Consider the following 17192-nt stretch of genomic DNA (forward strand, 5'->3'; position numbering starts at 1 on the left):
ATTCAGGTTTAAAAATACTAATTTTATTTTTTTGTATTTTTAAAATTAGTTATACGGTTTTTGACTGTCTCATCATTTTTTGTAGTCTACAAGCTATGTGCTGGAGATGTTTGGGTATCGCGCATTTCATCCATACCGCTTTCTTTAGGTAAATCAAACGAAGGTGCTGGCATGTCATCTACAGGGGGCGTTATATCTAGCTGAATTTCTTCCTTCTTCGCCTCTTGGCTATCGACGGAGACAAGGTTGGGAAACGCGATAATCAATCCGACCATGATGATCTGTGCAACCACAAATGGAATCGCACCCCAGTAAATATCACTGGTTTTAACGATTTTTGGTGCAACTGAGCGTAAGTAAAACAGGGCAAAGCCAAATGGTGGGTGCATGAAAGAGGTTTGCATATTCACGCCTAACAGCACGCCAAACCAAATGAGATTGATCCCCAATTTTTCGGCAACTGGTGCTACTAGCGGAACCAAAATAAAGGCGAGCTCAAAGAAATCGAGAAAGAAAGCCAATACGAAAAATAGAATGTTCACTGCAATTAAGAAACCGATTTGACCGCCGGGTAGACTAGTCAATAGATGTTCTACCCAAATGTCACCATTGATGCCGCGAAACACCAGTGCAAATACGGTTGATCCAATCAAAATAAACATCACGAAGCTGGATAAGCGTGAGGTGGAATCAAGCGCTTGTTTCGTCAGTTTCCAGTTTAAACGCCCATTCATTAATGCCAAAATGATTGCGCCTAGTGCGCCCATGCCGCCGCCTTCAGTAGGCGTTGCAATGCCTAAAAAAATCGTGCCTAGCACCAAGAATATCAATGCCAATGGCGGGATTAAAACAAAAGTGACTTGTTCTGCCATGCGAGATAGCAAGCCGATTTTGAGTTTTCGATTAATTAAAGCTAAGACAAAAGCGATGCCAATTCCTACACATCCGGCATAAATTCCCAAGGCATCTTTGGCGATTTCAGGGTACAGATTTTGATAGTAGCGGCTAAATGCATAGGCTGCGAGACCGCTGATGACGATCAGTACAAGTAAAGATGGCACACCACTATTTCCATTTGGCTGACGCAAGTTGCGTGCTTCAGCCGGTAAGGCTGGAACCCATTTGGGGCGGAATAGGGACAACATCAAAATATAGCCCGCATACATCATGGTGAGTAGTAGGCCAGGCAAGAAAGCAGCTTGATACATATCGCCAACCGATCTACCCAATTGATCTGCCATGACGATCAATACCAAGGATGGCGGAATAATTTGTGCCAAGGTACCCGAGGCAGCGATCACGCCAGAAGCGACTTTTGCGTCGTAGCCATATTTGAGCATGATTGGTAATGAAATTAAGCCCATTGATATGACAGAGGCGGCGACCACACCGGTGGTAGCTGCAAGCAGAGCACCGACAAAAATCACCGCATAGGCGACACCACCACGTAAGGGGCCGAATAATTGTCCTATGGTGTCGAGCAAATCTTCCGCCATGCCTGATCGTTCCAGAACCAGCCCCATAAAGGTGAAAAATGGGATCGCAAGCAAGGTGTCGTTCGACATGATGCCGTAGATACGATTGGGTAAAGCTTGTAAGAGTTCGGGTTTGAGTAGGCCTAGCTCAATCCCAACTAAACCAAAAAATAGGCCATTTGCCGCGAGTGCGAAAGCAACGGGGAAACCTGATAATAAAAAGATGACCAGCGCCGCAAACATAATTGGCGCCAGATTAGCGATCAAAAATGCTTCCATTATGATGGTTCTCCGGTTGCTGTATTTCGCAGTTTGTCGCGATTGGCTAATTTGATAGCATCAATTTCTTCTTGTGGTGTTTTTACTTGCTTGTCGAAGGCGCTTGCTTCGACTTCGCCACGTAGATAACCGATGCGTTTGATGATTTCAGATACGCCTTGCAGTACTAATAGCGCAAATCCTAGAGGAATGAGGATCTTCGCTGGCCATTCAATCAAACCACCAGCATTACTCGACATTTCTTGACGCGTATACGCATTGATCGCGTAGGGAATACCTAAATAGAGAATCAAGCCAGCCATAGGCATGAGAAAAAATACAAAGCCGAATAGATCGAGCCAGACTTGGGTACGTTTTGAGAACTTTCCTGCGATCACATCAATTCGCACATGTTCATTACGACGCAAAGTGTAGGGGGCCGCGAGCAGGAATACGGCAGAGTAGAGATACCATTGCAATTCCATCCAGCCGTTCGAACTGTGATTGAAGCTGTAACGGACGATAGCATTGCCTGCGCAAATGAGTACGGCTGCTAACAATGCCCAGCTAAGTAGGCTGCCTATTTTGTCGTTGGCAAGATCTATTTTGCGCGATAGTGCAAGTAAAAATCGCATGTTTGGTCTCCTCATTTTTATACTCTGATTTGTACTTTGATACGTTCAGATTCTGTATTTTTGTACTACAGTAAAACGTCATCAGATCTTGCTGCAACTATTGCAATCAAGATGTGATGACGTTTTATTATTTAAGCAATTATTTGCTATGATAAATGAATATGTGAGCGGCTAGTTATGGATTTGATTGTCCGTGGATTAAAAACACACAGTAAGCCGCTCTGATCTTATTTATTATCGATTTAATTAAATATAAATTTCTGTGTGATTTACTTTATTGGGTCAATTTGCATTCAACTGTTTACGTAGGCGCGCTATCGCCAATCTAACTTGATTCGGCGCAGTGCCACCAATATGATCACGTGCGGCGACCGAGCCATCTAAAGTCAGTACATCAAACACATCGGCTTCGATTAAATGACTAAAGCTTTGTAATTCCGCCAGTGGCATGTCGCTCAAATCACAGCCTTTATCAACGCAGGTGCGAACTGCCAGCGCAACCGCTTCGTGTGCATCACGGAAAGGCAGCCCTTTTTTCACTAAGTAGTCGGCCAAGTCGGTTGCTGTTGCGTATCCTTGTAAAGCGGCAGCGCGCATCGCTTCAGGTTTGACGGTAATGCCGCTTGCCATATCGGCAAAAATACGCAAAGTATCAACCAGGGTATCGACGGTATCAAATAAAGGTTCTTTATCTTCTTGATTATCTTTGTTATAGGCCAAAGGTTGGCCTTTCATCAAAGTGAGCAAAGCGATTAGATTGCCGTTCACACGTCCCGTTTTACCACGCGCGAGCTCAGGTACATCGGGGTTTTTCTTTTGCGGCATGATGGAGGAACCGGTACAGAAGCGATCAGCGATATCAATAAAGCCAACACGTGGACTCATCCAGATAATGAGTTCCTCAGACATGCGTGAAATGTGCGTCATCACTAGAGATGCTGCCGCACAAAACTCAATTGCGAAATCACGATCTGATACCGCATCTAAGGAGTTATGGCAAACATCGTCAAAACCTAAAGTACGTGCGACACGCAAACGATCAATCGGGAATGTGGTACCTGCCAATGCTGCAGCACCCAAAGGTAGACGATTGACACGTTTGCGGCAATCCGCCATCCGTTCAGCATCGCGCCCGAACATTTCGACATAAGCCAAAATATGATGACCAAAAGTAATTGGTTGCGCGACTTGCATGTGGGTGAATCCAGGCAAGATCGTATCGCTGTGTTTTTCAGCTAAATCCAATAATGCCAAACGCAAGGCCGCAATTAGCTCAATGATGTTATCAATCGCATTACGCATGTATAAACGAATATCGGTAGCAACTTGATCGTTGCGTGAGCGCCCTGTGTGCAAGCGCTTGCCAGCATCGCCCACCAATTCAGTTAAACGTTTTTCGATATTTAAATGTACATCTTCTAAATCGAGCAACCACGTGAATTGGCCAGATTCAATCTCAGCACTAATTTGCGCCATACCTCGTTGAATATCGGCATAGTCTTGGGCGCTGATGATTTGTTGCGCTTGTAACATCTCCGCATGGGCGAGCGAACCTTGAATATCAACAGTCGCCATACGATTATCAAAAAATACGGAAGCGGTGTAGCGTTTCACCAAATCGGAGACAGGTTCAGAGAAGCGTGCTGACCAAGCCTCGCTTTTTTTGGAAAATTGTGATGTCATAGTGGCTGTAAATTAAGATAAATAGTGAAGCGACAAAAAACGTATGGAAGTTGGCTGTGCGATCAGATTGGTGAAGCTAGTTCACATTAAAGGCGATTGTGTCGCTTTGAGTGACTTTGTTTGATCATCCCGAATAGAAGTGGGGCATTCGACCAACATTTGATGCAGCTCTGGGGCTTCTATCGTTTGTTCTGTAAAAACCAGTGAGGATTATACCGCGAGACAAGCTCGGCTTTTCGATTTTGCGGCATATTCTCTTAAGCGCGCTGAATTACATAGTAATCACACGCATCACATCTTATCTATTTGTGATTAAAGTCATCTTAAATAAGCCCCTACATCAATGAAAATAAAAAAAGAGGAACAAGCAACGGAGTTATTGATTCCCGATTGCTGCAATTTAGGCATTCTTGTTCGTGTTTTGGTATCCGCCAATTTGCTGGTGTTCGTAGTGCTATTAGCACGAGGGCAGGGATGGGCGCAGAGTTTTCAAGAATTTGTCGAAACCTCGATGTTGGTGGAGTCGATTTGTCTACTCTCTTTGCTGTTCTTGTGTGGCTTTCGGCGCGTGCTAGAGCGCGAACCTGCGTCAGCCTGGATGCAAAGAATCGTGTGCGGCACTGTGCCAGCTTTAGTTTGTTATGTGGTGATCTTTATTCTGGGCGATCTTGAGTGGTTTGCCTATAGTTTTCCGAATTTGGACATGCTGCTGTCGGTTATGTTTTGTTTTTTGATTGGACTGGGATATCAACATTATTTTGAATTGCGTACGAAGGCGTTTTCACCAGCGCTCGGTGAAGCACGTTTGCAAGCCTTGCAAGCGCGAATTCGCCCGCATTTTTTATTTAATAGTTTAAACGCGGTGTTATCCCTAATCCGTACCGAGCCTCGTCGCGCCGAGACCGCTTTAGAAGATTTGGCTGATCTGTTTCGCGCTTTGCTGCGTGACACCAGAAATATGTCGACGTTGGCAGATGAAATTACCCTGTGTCAGCAGTATTTGGCAATTGAAAAAATTCGACTGGGTGAACGACTTCAAGTCGATTGGCAACTTCAAGACCTTCAGCAGGATGCGCTTGGTACGACAAAGATACCGGCCTTGTTGTTACAACCACTGCTAGAGAATGCGATTCATTATGGTGTAGAGCCAGCCAAACAAATGTCACCTGTGTCTATTTCGATTCAAAAAAGCTTGGATAAAATTGAAGTCAAAGTGATAAACAATTATGATCCTCATGCGCTGCCTTCGAAAGGCAATCACATGGCATTGGACAATATACGACAGCGTTTGAAGCTGCTGTACGATATTGAGGCACAGTTACAAACCAGTCAAACTGAAGATCAGTTTGTGGTGCAATTGATTTTTCCCGATAAAACTTAATCTCGACTTAATTGAGTGACGATGACTTCTCTACGTATTTTGATTGTGGATGATGAAGCTCCCGCCAGAGCGCGCATGAAAACCTTGATTGGCGATATCCAAGAGCATTGCCAATGCGAATTGCTGGCCGAGGCTGAAGACGGGCAAGCTGCACTCGATTTGATTGTGGAACAACAACCCGACGTTGTCTTACTTGACGTTCAAATGCCCGGTATGACAGGCATTGAGTTAGCGCAGCACATCGCTGATGCAGAGCTAAGCGTGCGTCCTTCTATCGTATTTGTCACAGCCTATGATGAATATGCATTGCAGGCATTTGAAGTACATGCGATGGACTATTTGTTGAAACCGGTGAAAGCTGCAAGGCTACAGGATGCCTTGATTCGCATTCACGCATTTCGACAGCAAAATAGCGCACAGATGCAGCAAGAGAAGTTACGTGAATCGCTGAAAACTATCCCAAAGCGTCGACAAAATTTCTCTGTACTAGAAAAAAATCGGGTGCTACTGATCCCAGTTCGAGAGGTTTTGTTTTTGAAAGCGGAGCAGAAGTATGTGACGATACAAACTTCGTCTCGTGCTTACTTGACCGAGGAATCTTTGGTATCCATTGAAGCTGAATTGGGCGAGGTATTTGTACGTGCGCATAGAAATGCATTGGTCGCTAGAAACGCAATTCTTGGCGTTGAACGGGCGGTGCATATTAGCGAAACAGATGTAGATGGAGATAAAAACGAATCAGAAAAAGTCGTCGATAGTTGGCAGGTCATTGTACGTGGTTCCGATGAGCGTTTGCCGATTTCGCGTCGACAATGGCCTCTGATTAAAACCTTGGTGCGATGATTAGAAGTACCTTTGCTGATTCATTGGTGACCTGTCAGTGCGGTGACTCGATATAGAAGTTGACACATTGTCTGGGTTTAGCGGACGCAAGCTAAATCGCGTTGGGTAGTATCGTGAACGAGTTGTTTCTAGCGAGGCAAAACATGCAAGCGAATATCGATCCAGTGGATGTCGTGCACGTGCAAGAAGGTCGAGACCGAATTCAAATTAATGAAGTTGGCATTCAGCTTCTTTATGGCATCGCTATTACAGCGTTCTTTGCGTGTGTCGCTGCATTCTTTGCAAATCTGTATTTTGGTAAGGGGATCGGTAATTGGGGCGCGATTATCGGCGTCGTCATTTCTGCATTGGTAATACATTTATTGCGACGCCAGCGAGTGAAGTTTGCGCTGATCTTGATACTTTGGGGTTTTGCACTGATTCCTATCGTGTTTGGCTTCCGTACCTTTGGTTTTAATGCGCCTGGCATTGTCTGTGTGCCGATTTCAATTATGGCGGCGAGTTGGGCTTTATCAGTACGCCATGCGATATCGATGACGGCGAGCGCTTGTTTAGCTTGCGTTGCTTATTATTTATTGATTCAGAACGGTGTAATTGTTCCCCTTGAACCAAACTTGTTGGCACGATTATTAATTTTGATCGGCGTCTTGATTATCGCTTTACTACTCGGTTTGGTCGGCGTTTGGGCCTTGCGTCATGAATTCACACGAGTGCATGAATTGGCGGCATCCTTAGATCTGAAAGCGCAGGAATTAAGTCGCTCTGAAGCCTCGTTTTCTGCGCTATTTTTATCTAATCCTTTGCCCTCGATTTCTGGAAATATTGATGGTCAATTGATCGACGTGAATCATGCGTTCATAAGTGATTTTGGATATACTCGTGAGCGATTGTTGCACCAATCAATTGATAGCTTGCGTATTTTTGAAAGTGAGGATCAGCGTAAGATCATTGCGCGCCAAACACTAGGTAAAGGCGTGATTGGTTATCCAGTGATGATGCGATTAGCGAGCGGCGAATTACGAAATTTTCTGGTGAGCACAGCGACTTTTGAGTTGTCTGGCGGCTGGCGATTTGTGGCATCTTTCTTGGATCAAACAGATCGCTTAGCAGCCGAACAAGCACAGCATGTTTTGAACGTGGAGTTAGAGCAGCGTGTAGATACGAGAACGACAGAATTAAGTGAAGCACTGCAATCTTTAAAGCGTACTCAAAGTGAACTAGTACAGTCAGAGAAATTAGCCTCTTTGGGATCGATGGTGGCTGGTATCGCGCATGAACTCAATACTCCCGTTGGAAATGCCTTGATGGTGGCTAGCGCGTTGCAAGATCAACGTGCACAGTTTGAAGCTGGCTTAGATGGAGGGCTGTCGCGTTCGCATCTCAATCAATTTTTATTGCACCTACATGACTCCGCAGATATTTTGAATCGCAACCTAAGTAGAACTGCCGACTTAATTAATAGTTTTAAGCAAGTTGCAGTCGACCAAACCAGTGAGCAAAGACGACGTTTTAATTTGCACGATGTTGCACGAGAAGTGGTTGTGACCTTAAGTCCAACTTTGCGTAAGACCTCGCATCAGTTCATCAATCAAGTGCCTGAGGGTATCTTGCTTGATAGTTTTCCTGGCCCTTTAGAGCAAGTGTTGATGAATCTTACCAACAATGCTCTGCGTCACGGATTTGAGGGGCGACAGAACGGACGGATCTTGTTGCAAGCAGATTTGTTGCCGAAAAATTGGGTACGTATCCTTTTTCAAGATGATGGCGTGGGTATTAGTGAGCAGAACTTGCTGAAAATATTTGATCCGTTTTTCACGACGAAATTAGGGCAGGGCGGTTCTGGTTTGGGATTAAGCATTGCCTACAATATTGTCACCGCGATGTTGGGAGGGCGAATCGAGGTGACAAGTGAGCTTGGGAAGGGCACAACGTTTACGATAGAAATTCCGCTCACCGCCAGCGTGGAGCCGGCGGTTAATTTAGCAAATTAGGCCTTCTATCAAAATGGAAACACCGATAGCTTAGCAAGCCGCGTGATTGACGGTGACCACGTGAATCGCTAACCCGCCCAAGGATGTTTCTTTGTATTTAGCTTGCATATCATAGCCAGTAACGCGCATGGTTTCGATGACTTGATCGAGACTGACATGATGCGTGCCGTCACTCTTTAAGGCAAGTGATGCCGCTGTAATCGCTTTCACTGCGCCCATGCCATTGCGTTCGATGCAAGGAATTTGTACCAAGCCACCAATCGGGTCACAAGTCATGCCCAGATGATGCTCAATGCCGATTTCAGCAGCTGATTCGATTTGTTCATTGCTACCGCCTAGCGCCGCTGTCAAGCCTGCTGCTGCCATGGCGCAGGCTACACCGACTTCACCCTGACAGCCGATTTCAGCTCCAGAGATCGAGGCGTTTTTCTTACACAGCATACCGATTGCCGCGGCAACTAACATGAAATCACGTATGCCTTTGACGGGATCGCTGGGGTGACAATCTTGAGAATAGTATTTGATGATGGCAGGAATAATCCCTGCTGCACCATTGGTTGGTGCAGTGACGACACGACCGCCAGCGGCATTTTCTTCATTTACCGCCATCGCATACAAACTCACTTTATGCATGCCATCGTGCGGCAAACTATTGTGGGTTTCATTGGCGGTGAGCCAGAGTTTGGCGGCGCGACGTTGTACATGCAAGCCACCTGGTAACTCGCCAGTGATTTTTAAGCCGCGTTCTATGCAAGAGTTCATCACATCCCAGATTTTGTCTAGGCCTGCATCTAGCTCGGCTTCGCTGCAATGACTCAGTTCGTTTGCACGCAATAAAGCTGCCAACGATAATCCAGTTGCTTTACCATGCGCCAGTAATTCAGCCATGGTGCCAAATGGATAGGGAACACTCACCGATGGCGTGATCACTGCGTTCGCGTTGTTATTCAGTTCTTCTTCGGTGTAGATGAAGCCGCCGCCAGTTGAATAGAAAGTTTGACTATGGGTGGCACCATCTTGGCGGGTGAGAGTGAAGCTTAATCCGTTTGGGTGACCTGGCAATACTTCTTTTTTATGCCACAGTACATCGTCCAGAATATCGAAATCGACTTTGACTTGTCCCAATAAGTGCATGACGCCTGATTGGGCGAGTTCAGCTAGTTTGTCTTCGACGGTATCGGGAGCGACGTCTTGCGGTGTTTCTCCCATTAAACCAAGTAATACAGCTTTGTCAGTGGCATGCCCCAAGCCTGTTAATGCAAGTGAACCATATAAGGCCACTTGCACTTTGCGTGCCTGATCTAAATTTGGACATTCCAGCAAAAAACGACGCGCTGCAATCATCGGTCCAACAGTATGAGAACTCGATGGACCAACACCAATTTTAAACAGATCAAACACACGCATATCCATGCCAATATTCCTTATTTTGAGACCATAGTAGTCAAGCTTTTATCGATAAAACGATCTCTAATTAGAACAATACACATGACGCCGTTTACTCTAATTAATTGGCGACTTTCACGTTCTTTAACATGTCAGTGACCAATGCCGGGAGATCGATTTCTGCCTTCCAACCCCAATCTTGATAAGCGGCCTCATCATTCAAACTTTGTGGCCAACTTGCCGCGATTGCCTGGCGGCTATCCGGGGCGTAGTGTACCTGAAAGTTTGGTAGGTTTTTAGTGATTTCACTTGTGAGTTCTTGTGGGTTAAAGCTCATACCACTGACGTTATAAGACGAACGGATTTTGATGTTTTCGGCAGGCGCTTCCATCAAACTAATCGTCGCACGAATCGCATCAGGCATGTAGATCATTGGCAGTGATTGTTGCGCTTCGAGGAAGCATGAATAGACTTCGCCCTTCAAGGCAGAATGGAAAATTGCGATCGCATAATCGGTGGTGCCGCCACCTGGAGGCGATTTATAACTGATGATGCCAGGATAGCGAATACTACGTACATCGACGTTGTATTTCTGGAAGTAATATTCACATAGGCGTTCACCAGCTAACTTGCTGATGCCATAGATAGTGTTCGGGTCCATTACCGTATATTGTGGCGTGTTGACAGCTTCGGTGTTAGGGCCGAAAGCAGCAATGGAGGATGGCCAGAAAACTTTGAGAGGTTTGCCAGCTTCGCCACGAATACGTGCTAGTTCCAGAATATTCAACAAGCCATCCATGTTCAATGTCCAAGCTTTCAATGGCGCTTTTTCACCGGTAGCGGACAATAGCGCTGCTAGTTGATAGACTTGGGTGATGTCGTACTTGTCGTGAATTTCGGCAAGGCGATCGGCATTCAACACATCAACTACTTCGTAGATTTTTGCGCCGTACAAACTGGCAGGACTAATATCCGCAGCAATCACATTATCCGCGCCATGTTTAGCGGCTAAAGCATCGACTAATTCGCTACCGATTTGGCCGTTCGCACCGATGACTAAAATTCGTTCCATTTTCTTTCCTTACTAATTTTACTATTCTTACTATTCGATTGACTGTCTTATTGCCGCAGCGATGTAATGGTCGCAGAAGAGTTATTGAAAAACTTCTCCACGTACTAATTGTTCATGCACCTTAGCGGCTAGTTGTGTTTAGAGATTTACTTAATTAAACCCAACTCACGACCCGCTTGCGCAAATGCAGCGAGCGCAGTTTGCAATTGTTCTTTGGTGTGTGCCGCGGATAACTGCACACGGACGCGCGCTTGACCCATCGGTACAACTGGATAAAAGAAACCAGTAACAAAAACGCCGAGTTCGTACATGCGCGCGGCAAATTTTTGCGCGACTGGTGCGTCGAATAACATCACCGGAACCACTGGGTGTGTGCCAGGTTTGATGGTGAATCCTAGTGCTTGGATTTCTTGACGGAAGAAAGCGGTGTTTTCATGCAGACGATCACGCAATTCAGTCGATTTCGACAAGCGTTCTAATACCGTTAAGGACGCACCAGCAATGGATGGCGCCAGCGTATTCGAGAATAAATATGGACGTGATTTTTGACGTAAGGTATCGATGACTTCTTTACGCGCAGCGGTAAAACCACCCATCGCACCACCCAATGCTTTACCTAAGGTACCAGTAATAATATCGATGCGCCCCATGACGTTGTGATGTTCATGCGTACCACGGCCTGTTTTACCTAAAAATCCAGAAGCGTGGCATTCGTCAATCATGACCAAGGCATCATATTTGTCTGCCAAATCGCAAATCTTATCGAGTTGGGCAATCGTGCCATCCATGGAAAACGCGCCATCAGTGACGATGATGCGATGGCGTTTATCGGCTGCCGCTTGTAATTGTTTTTCCAGATCAGCCATGTCATTGTGGGTATAACGGAAACGTGCCGCTTTACATAAACGGATGCCATCGATAATGGAAGCGTGGTTCAAGGCATCAGAAATGATCGCATCGTTTTCATCGAACAGAGGTTCGAATACACCGCCATTCGCATCAAATGCGGCTGCATATAAAATCGTGTCTTCCATTCCCAGAAAATCTGCAATCGCACGTTCAAGTTGTTTGTGTACAGTTTGCGTACCGCAGATGAAACGGACTGACGATAAGCCATAACCGTATTGCTCGGTCGCTTTGATCGATGCCTGCACAGTCGCTTCATCACCCGATAAGCCCAGATAATTATTCGCACACAGATTGATGAGCTGACGACCATCATCACATTGCACCAAGGAGCCTTGGCGCGATGAAATCACACGCTCTGGTTTGTACAAGCCTTGTTCACGCAAGCTATCCAGATTGCTGGCTAAACCTGTAAAAAATGAATTCTTCTTGGCACTCATGTTTGTCTCCTGAAAGGAAAGGGGCTTCTGGTATGATGGAAAAAATTAGAATTTTCGTGGTATTTGTTACTTATATCGAAAATTCGATAAATCTACTGATCCATTTAAATATTCAATATATCGAACTAAAATTCAATATAGCGAATATTATCTAGGCTAATTTAATTTTGCAAGCGAAACTATGAAAAAAGTGATTGCACCTGTGACAACGCCTGCTGCGCCACCTGAGGTCGGAGCAACTTTACAGCGTTTACGGCTGGAAAGAGGACTGACTTTGGAAGACTTATCCCGCACTGCGGGAGTATCCAAGTCGATGTTGTCGCAAATCGAGAGAGAAAAAGCCAATCCAACCATCGCTGTGGCTTGGCGATTGGCGAATGCGCTTGGTATTGGAATGGCAGAATTACTCACCTCCGAAGCGCCCAAGGTCGATTTAATTCGTATGCTAGAACCGCATGAGACACCAACATTGCCAGGTGAACACTCAGGCTACGTCTTGAAAATACTAGGCCCCATGGAATTGGCAGGGCGATTTGAATGGTATGAGTTGATTCTCGCGCCCGGTGGCGCTCTAGTCTCCAACCCTCATGACCCTGGTACTTCAGAACATCTGACCTTGATCACTGGCAGTATTGAAGTTGAGGTAGATGGCGCGAAGAAAAAACTAAAAGTTGGTGGGACTGCCCGTTACGATGCAGACCGCACGCACGCGATCCGCAATATAGGCAAGACAGAGGCGAAAGCATTGATGGTGGTCACGCATCGCTAGTCTGTAGCAAAAAACAAATGAAAAAATTTTTGCTTGGCTAGTCGATGTTTAGACGTTTCCTTTTCATTTGTTGATTGTTTTTGTTCAGCCGCCATCAGTTCTCCATGGATTCCATGGAAAATTTGCCGTTTCTTTGCAGGAAATTCGCTTGCCGCCGAATTTCCTGCTGCAATGCAAGATATAATTAAGTCGAATCCCTTCTTTGCTTACTTTTATCTTTATTCTCAATCATGCAATACCTGTCTACTCGTGGTTACGCAACATCCTCTGATTCTTCCGTTTCGTTCTCTGAAATTTTACTTGGTGGCTTAGCGCCTGACGGTGGCTTATATTTGCCGAAGTCTTATCCGCAAGTGACAGCAGATGAATTGAATATATGGCGCACGCTCAGTTATGCCGATCTCGCGTTTGAAGTGTTGCGTAAATTTGCAACAGATATTCCTGAAAGCGATTTAAAAGCGATTACGACCAAAACCTATACCGCAGAGGTATACAAAAACGCGCGTCAAGATGAATCTGCACAAGCAATTACACCATTGCGTACCTTGCAAGAGAAAGACGGTACCAAATTGGTTTTGCAAGCCTTATCCAACGGCCCGACTTTGGCTTTTAAAGACATGGCAATGCAATTGCTGGGCAACTTGTTTGAATATGCATTAGCGAAGAATCATTCTGAATTGAATATTTTTGGTGCGACTTCTGGCGATACGGGAAGTGCTGCTGAATACGCAATGCGTGGGAAAAAAGGCATCCGCGTTTTCATGCTATCACCGCACAAAAAAATGAGTGCGTTTCAAACCGCGCAAATGTTTAGCTTGCAAGACCCGAATATTATTAATATCGCTGTGAATGGCGTGTTTGATGATTGTCAGGATATGGTAAAAGCGGTGTCGAACGATTTAGAGTTTAAACAACGCCAAAAGATTGGTACTGTAAATTCAATCAACTGGGCGCGTGTAGTTGCGCAAGTGGTTTACTATTTCCGTGGATATTTATCGGCGACCAGTAGTAATGATCAGAAAGTGTCGTTCACCGTGCCGTCCGGTAATTTTGGCAATATCTGTGCTGGTCATATCGCAAGGATGATGGGTTTGCCAATTGCACAGTTAGTCGTGGCGACAAATGAAAACGATGTACTAGATGAGTTCTTCCGCACTGGTGTTTATCGCGTACGTAAATCGGCAGAGACTTATCACACCACCAGTCCATCTATGGATATTTCCAAAGCCTCGAATTTTGAGCGTTTTGTTTATGATTTGCTGGGTGGCGACAGCGCTCGCGTTGCCGCTTTGTTCAAGAAAGTAGAGACCGAAGGTGGGTTTGATTTGTCCGGGCGTCCAGGCAGTGATGGCGATGAATTTAAGAAAATTGCTGAGTTTGGATTTGTCTCGGGTAAATCAATTCACGCAGATCGTCTGCAAACTATCCGTCAAGTAGAACAAGCGTATGGCGTTACCGTCGACACACATACTGCCGACGGCATTAAGGTAGCGCGTGAACACTTGCAAGCGGGAGTGACGATGATCGTATTGGAAACGGCATTGCCAGCAAAGTTTAATGAAACAATACGTGAAGCTTTAGGACGTGATGCCGAGCGCCCAGCAGGCTTCGAAAATATTGAAAGTTTGCCACAGCGATTTGAGGTGATGGATGCCGACGTGGCAAAAATGAAGGCTTTGATTACTTCACATACTGGTTTGTGAAAATACACATTAATTCAGCAAACAAGTAGTTGAGTAAGATAGTCGGTGAGCCTTTGCTACAAGCAAAGCTCACCGTTTTTTTTTGTATTGAATTATTGTATCGAAATTTTCTTTTGCGAAGTAAGTGTCTAGTTCGAAGACGTGGGTAGTTTATTGTTAGCATTGACGATAGGTAGAGTGAAGTAAAAGCTTGAACCTTGTCCTTCAATCGAATTGAATCCAATTTCTCCCTGCATTCTCTCTACCATCTCTTTGCAAATCGATAGACCAAGACCCGTGCCGCCTTTGCGACGCGTGCTGCTACCATCGACTTGCGAGAATTTCTTAAATAAGCGATCTTGATATTGTTGCGGTATCCCTTCACCGTAATCTCGCACCGTGAATTTAAGCTGATCTGCATGTCGCGTAATGCTGACTTCCACTTTGTTTCCTGCACGTGAGAATTTGGCAGCATTCGACAATAAATTCGACATCACTTGAAGTACGCGTTGCGCGTCTGCATTTACTATGAAGTCTTGTTCCGGCTGATCAAATTCAAAGTTGATTTGATATTGTCGGGCGTAGCTTTGATTATTTTCTATACTAGATCTCACTAGCGTGCTGGCACTCAATTCTTCGAGCTTAAAGTCCATTTTGCCTGCGACTAATTTATCCATGTCAAGAATGTCATTGATAATCAGGGCAAGCTGCTGGCCATTCTGCAAAGCGATATGGATCATGCGTGCTAAGGAATCCGGCAAATGCCCAAAAATGCCACCTTCAATCAACTTTAGTGAGCCAATAATCGACGTTAATGGCGTTCTTAGCTCATGACTGACGATGGAAACAAATTCACTTTGCATCAACTCTAAGTATTTGCGTTCGCTAATATCTCGTAATACAAATATCACATCGGTCTGGTTCTTTTGTCGTGTGAAGGAAATACTAAATTCAATGTGAATATCATTTCCTAAATAATCTTTGATGACATTTTCACGTTTGAAGTAAGCCGATTCGGTCTCACTTTCCTCCAGTTCAATTGCCGTCGATGCTTGAATAAATTGCGCCACTTCCGCCAGTAATTGGTGGTTTTCTTTGCCGCATATGAGTTGCAAGAAATCGATGTGCAGGAAACTCTCGTCAGGAAATTTTAAGATGCTGATTGCAGCGGGATTGATGCTGAGTACGACACCGCTAGCGCTTGTACAAACGATTCCCTCTGCAACATTATTTAAGATTGCTTGAGTATATTCCGCATTGGCTTGTATTTGCTTTTCCGCGGCGACCCGTCGACTGATATCGATAATTTGAAAAATCCAATACGCTTTCTCTAATTTTTCATAATCAATCAGAGCGAGGCTGAGCAGGCAAGTGACTTCGCTTCCATTGCGATGTTTTAAATTGAGTTCGTATTGCAAACTACTATTATTCTGTGATTTCCATTCGCGCTGTAGATTTTGAATCGCCAAATCGGGGGCGATGTCGGCGAGGGAAATTTTGCGTAAATCGGATTCTTTATAGCCAAGAATTTGGCACAGCATCGGGTTTGCACTAATCCATAAGCCATCTTCATCGACCAAAGCCATACCTTGCGGTGCCGTATTAAAGGCGCGCATAAATCGTTGTTGACTCTCATTTAGTGCAAAATACGAGCGTGATTGTCGGCGATAAAATTGAAATGATTTGGCGATCAAGACGCTCAGAATTATGGCGACTGACCAGCCGGCAAAGCGCTGAATGTGCGTAAAGAATTGATTTTGCTTGCTAGGAGGCACCGCATGGATTTCAATTTGACGGCCTGGCGCATTCACTTTTAAGCGGCTGACAATATCTTGCTGTGCGGTGATATTTCCATACAATGGCTTTGCATCTGGCGCTAAATCAAGATCGATAACGGCAAATTGCAATTGCAGTTCTTCACCCCGTCGCTTGGCTTTTGCAAAAACTAATTCAGCATCAAGTATCGTGCTGACTAAGCCCCAATATTGGCCATCTTGCAAAAACACCGGTACACGGTAGGCTAAACCGATGCCACCTTGTTTCAAGGCAAATGGTCCAGCTAAAGCAGGGCGCTTACTGAGGATGACTTTTTCCACCGCTGGCCATTGCTGGGCATTGTCGGGAAAATACATGCCGATTGCGGATTCGTTTCCTTGACGTGGGACGATGGTTTGAATGCGATTGGCGGGGGCAAGCGTAATATTGCGAATACTCGCTTCTTGCTTCTGTAGGCTAACTAGCCAAGGTTCAATTTCTTCTAACTTATAAGTACCCTTATTCGCTTGAATAAAGGCGACTAGGCCTGAGGCCAAGTGGATAGTGGCATTTAGTTCTGATTCAAGAATAGCTCTAACTTCGCCGGCGTTACTAATGACTTTTTGTTGATCGAGGCTTGCTTGTCTGCTGCGCTCTTCGAAAAGAATAAGTTCGGTAGCGATTCCCGTGCCTATCAAAACGATCAAAGGCAATAGTCGACCTAACAGTCGACGGCCAAAGGATTCGTGCTCTAAAAATCTGAATTGAGGAACGGACATGAGTCAGACAGACGGATGGCTTGTTAGCATCAAATATATTCACTAGGTGTGCTTTTGATTTTGCCTTATTTCCCTCGTCGAGTGTTGAAAAGCTGGATGTAAAAATTGAAAAGAAGCAATTTTTTGTGGATTTGATG

General features: G+C 45.1%; 12 protein-coding genes. 5 read left to right on the forward strand and 7 right to left on the reverse strand.

The genetic code is table 11. The features are described 5' to 3' along the window. Positions 1-86 precede the first annotated feature (86 nt). The 3 genes from IE103_RS12695 to argH all read right to left on the reverse strand — a co-directional run bounded on the left by IE103_RS12695 (position 87) and on the right by argH (position 4051). On the reverse strand, positions 87-1754 hold the full coding sequence (locus IE103_RS12695; RefSeq protein ID WP_189346507.1) for a TRAP transporter large permease: 1668 nt from the start codon (positions 1752-1754) through the stop codon (positions 87-89). Further along, positions 1754-2368: a TRAP transporter small permease subunit gene (locus tag IE103_RS12700; RefSeq protein WP_189346508.1), complete on the reverse strand. Its 615-nt coding sequence runs from the start codon at positions 2366-2368 to the stop codon at positions 1754-1756. The genes IE103_RS12695 and IE103_RS12700 overlap by 1 nt, the downstream gene beginning before the upstream one ends. Positions 2369-2650: 282 nt before the next feature. Beyond that, complete coding sequence (argH, locus tag IE103_RS12705; RefSeq protein ID WP_189346509.1) at positions 2651-4051, reverse strand: argininosuccinate lyase; 1401 nt, start codon at positions 4049-4051, stop codon at positions 2651-2653. A 343-nt stretch (positions 4052-4394) separates the two neighbouring features. Here argH and IE103_RS12710 point away from each other — a divergent pair, with 343 nt between their 5' ends. The 3 genes from IE103_RS12710 (at position 4395) to IE103_RS12720 (ending at position 8266) form a co-directional block, all read left to right on the forward strand. After that, the gene (locus tag IE103_RS12710) at positions 4395-5432 is read left to right on the forward strand and encodes a sensor histidine kinase (RefSeq protein WP_189346510.1); all 1038 of its coding nucleotides are present in this window, start codon (positions 4395-4397) and stop codon (positions 5430-5432) included. Between the two features lie 21 nt (positions 5433-5453). After that, entirely contained in the window at positions 5454-6275 is an 822-nt protein-coding gene (locus IE103_RS12715; RefSeq protein WP_189346511.1) for a LytR/AlgR family response regulator transcription factor, read from the forward strand. A gap of 143 nt (positions 6276-6418) precedes the next feature. Continuing rightward, complete coding sequence (locus IE103_RS12720; protein ID WP_189346512.1) at positions 6419-8266, forward strand: sensor histidine kinase; 1848 nt, start codon at positions 6419-6421, stop codon at positions 8264-8266. 30 nt (positions 8267-8296) lie between these two features. On the opposite strand, the gene IE103_RS12725 is transcribed toward IE103_RS12720, so the two are convergent. From IE103_RS12725 to kbl, 3 genes are all read right to left on the reverse strand, one after another. Further along, complete coding sequence (locus IE103_RS12725; protein WP_189346513.1) at positions 8297-9679, reverse strand: L-serine ammonia-lyase; 1383 nt, start codon at positions 9677-9679, stop codon at positions 8297-8299. 94 nt (positions 9680-9773) lie between these two features. Further along, positions 9774-10724 carry an NAD-dependent epimerase/dehydratase family protein gene (locus tag IE103_RS12730; protein WP_189346514.1) on the reverse strand — a complete coding sequence of 317 codons (951 nt, stop codon included), beginning with the start codon at positions 10722-10724 and terminating at the stop codon, positions 9774-9776. 146 nt (positions 10725-10870) lie between these two features. Further along, positions 10871-12070 (reverse strand): glycine C-acetyltransferase, encoded by a 1200-nt coding sequence (gene kbl, locus IE103_RS12735; protein WP_189346515.1) that lies wholly within the window; start codon positions 12068-12070, stop codon positions 10871-10873. A 181-nt stretch (positions 12071-12251) separates the two neighbouring features. On the opposite strand from kbl, the gene IE103_RS12740 reads away from it, so the two are divergent. Together IE103_RS12740 and thrC are read left to right on the forward strand one after the other, a co-directional pair. Beyond that, a complete protein-coding gene (locus IE103_RS12740; protein WP_189346516.1) occupies positions 12252-12839 on the forward strand; it encodes a helix-turn-helix domain-containing protein in 588 nt (195 codons plus the stop codon). Between the two features lie 230 nt (positions 12840-13069). Further along, the gene (gene thrC, locus IE103_RS12745) at positions 13070-14542 is read left to right on the forward strand and encodes a threonine synthase (protein ID WP_189346517.1); all 1473 of its coding nucleotides are present in this window, start codon (positions 13070-13072) and stop codon (positions 14540-14542) included. 128 nt (positions 14543-14670) lie between these two features. Here thrC and IE103_RS12750 read toward each other — a convergent pair whose 3' ends face one another. Next, positions 14671-17055, reverse strand: coding sequence for an ATP-binding protein (locus IE103_RS12750; protein WP_189346518.1), 2385 nt, complete (start codon positions 17053-17055; stop codon positions 14671-14673). Between the last annotated feature and the right edge of the window lie 137 nt (positions 17056-17192).

This window comes from Affinundibacterium macrobrachii, assembly GCF_014652415.1.
GTDB lineage: Bacteria > Pseudomonadota > Gammaproteobacteria > Burkholderiales > Burkholderiaceae_D > Undibacterium > Undibacterium macrobrachii.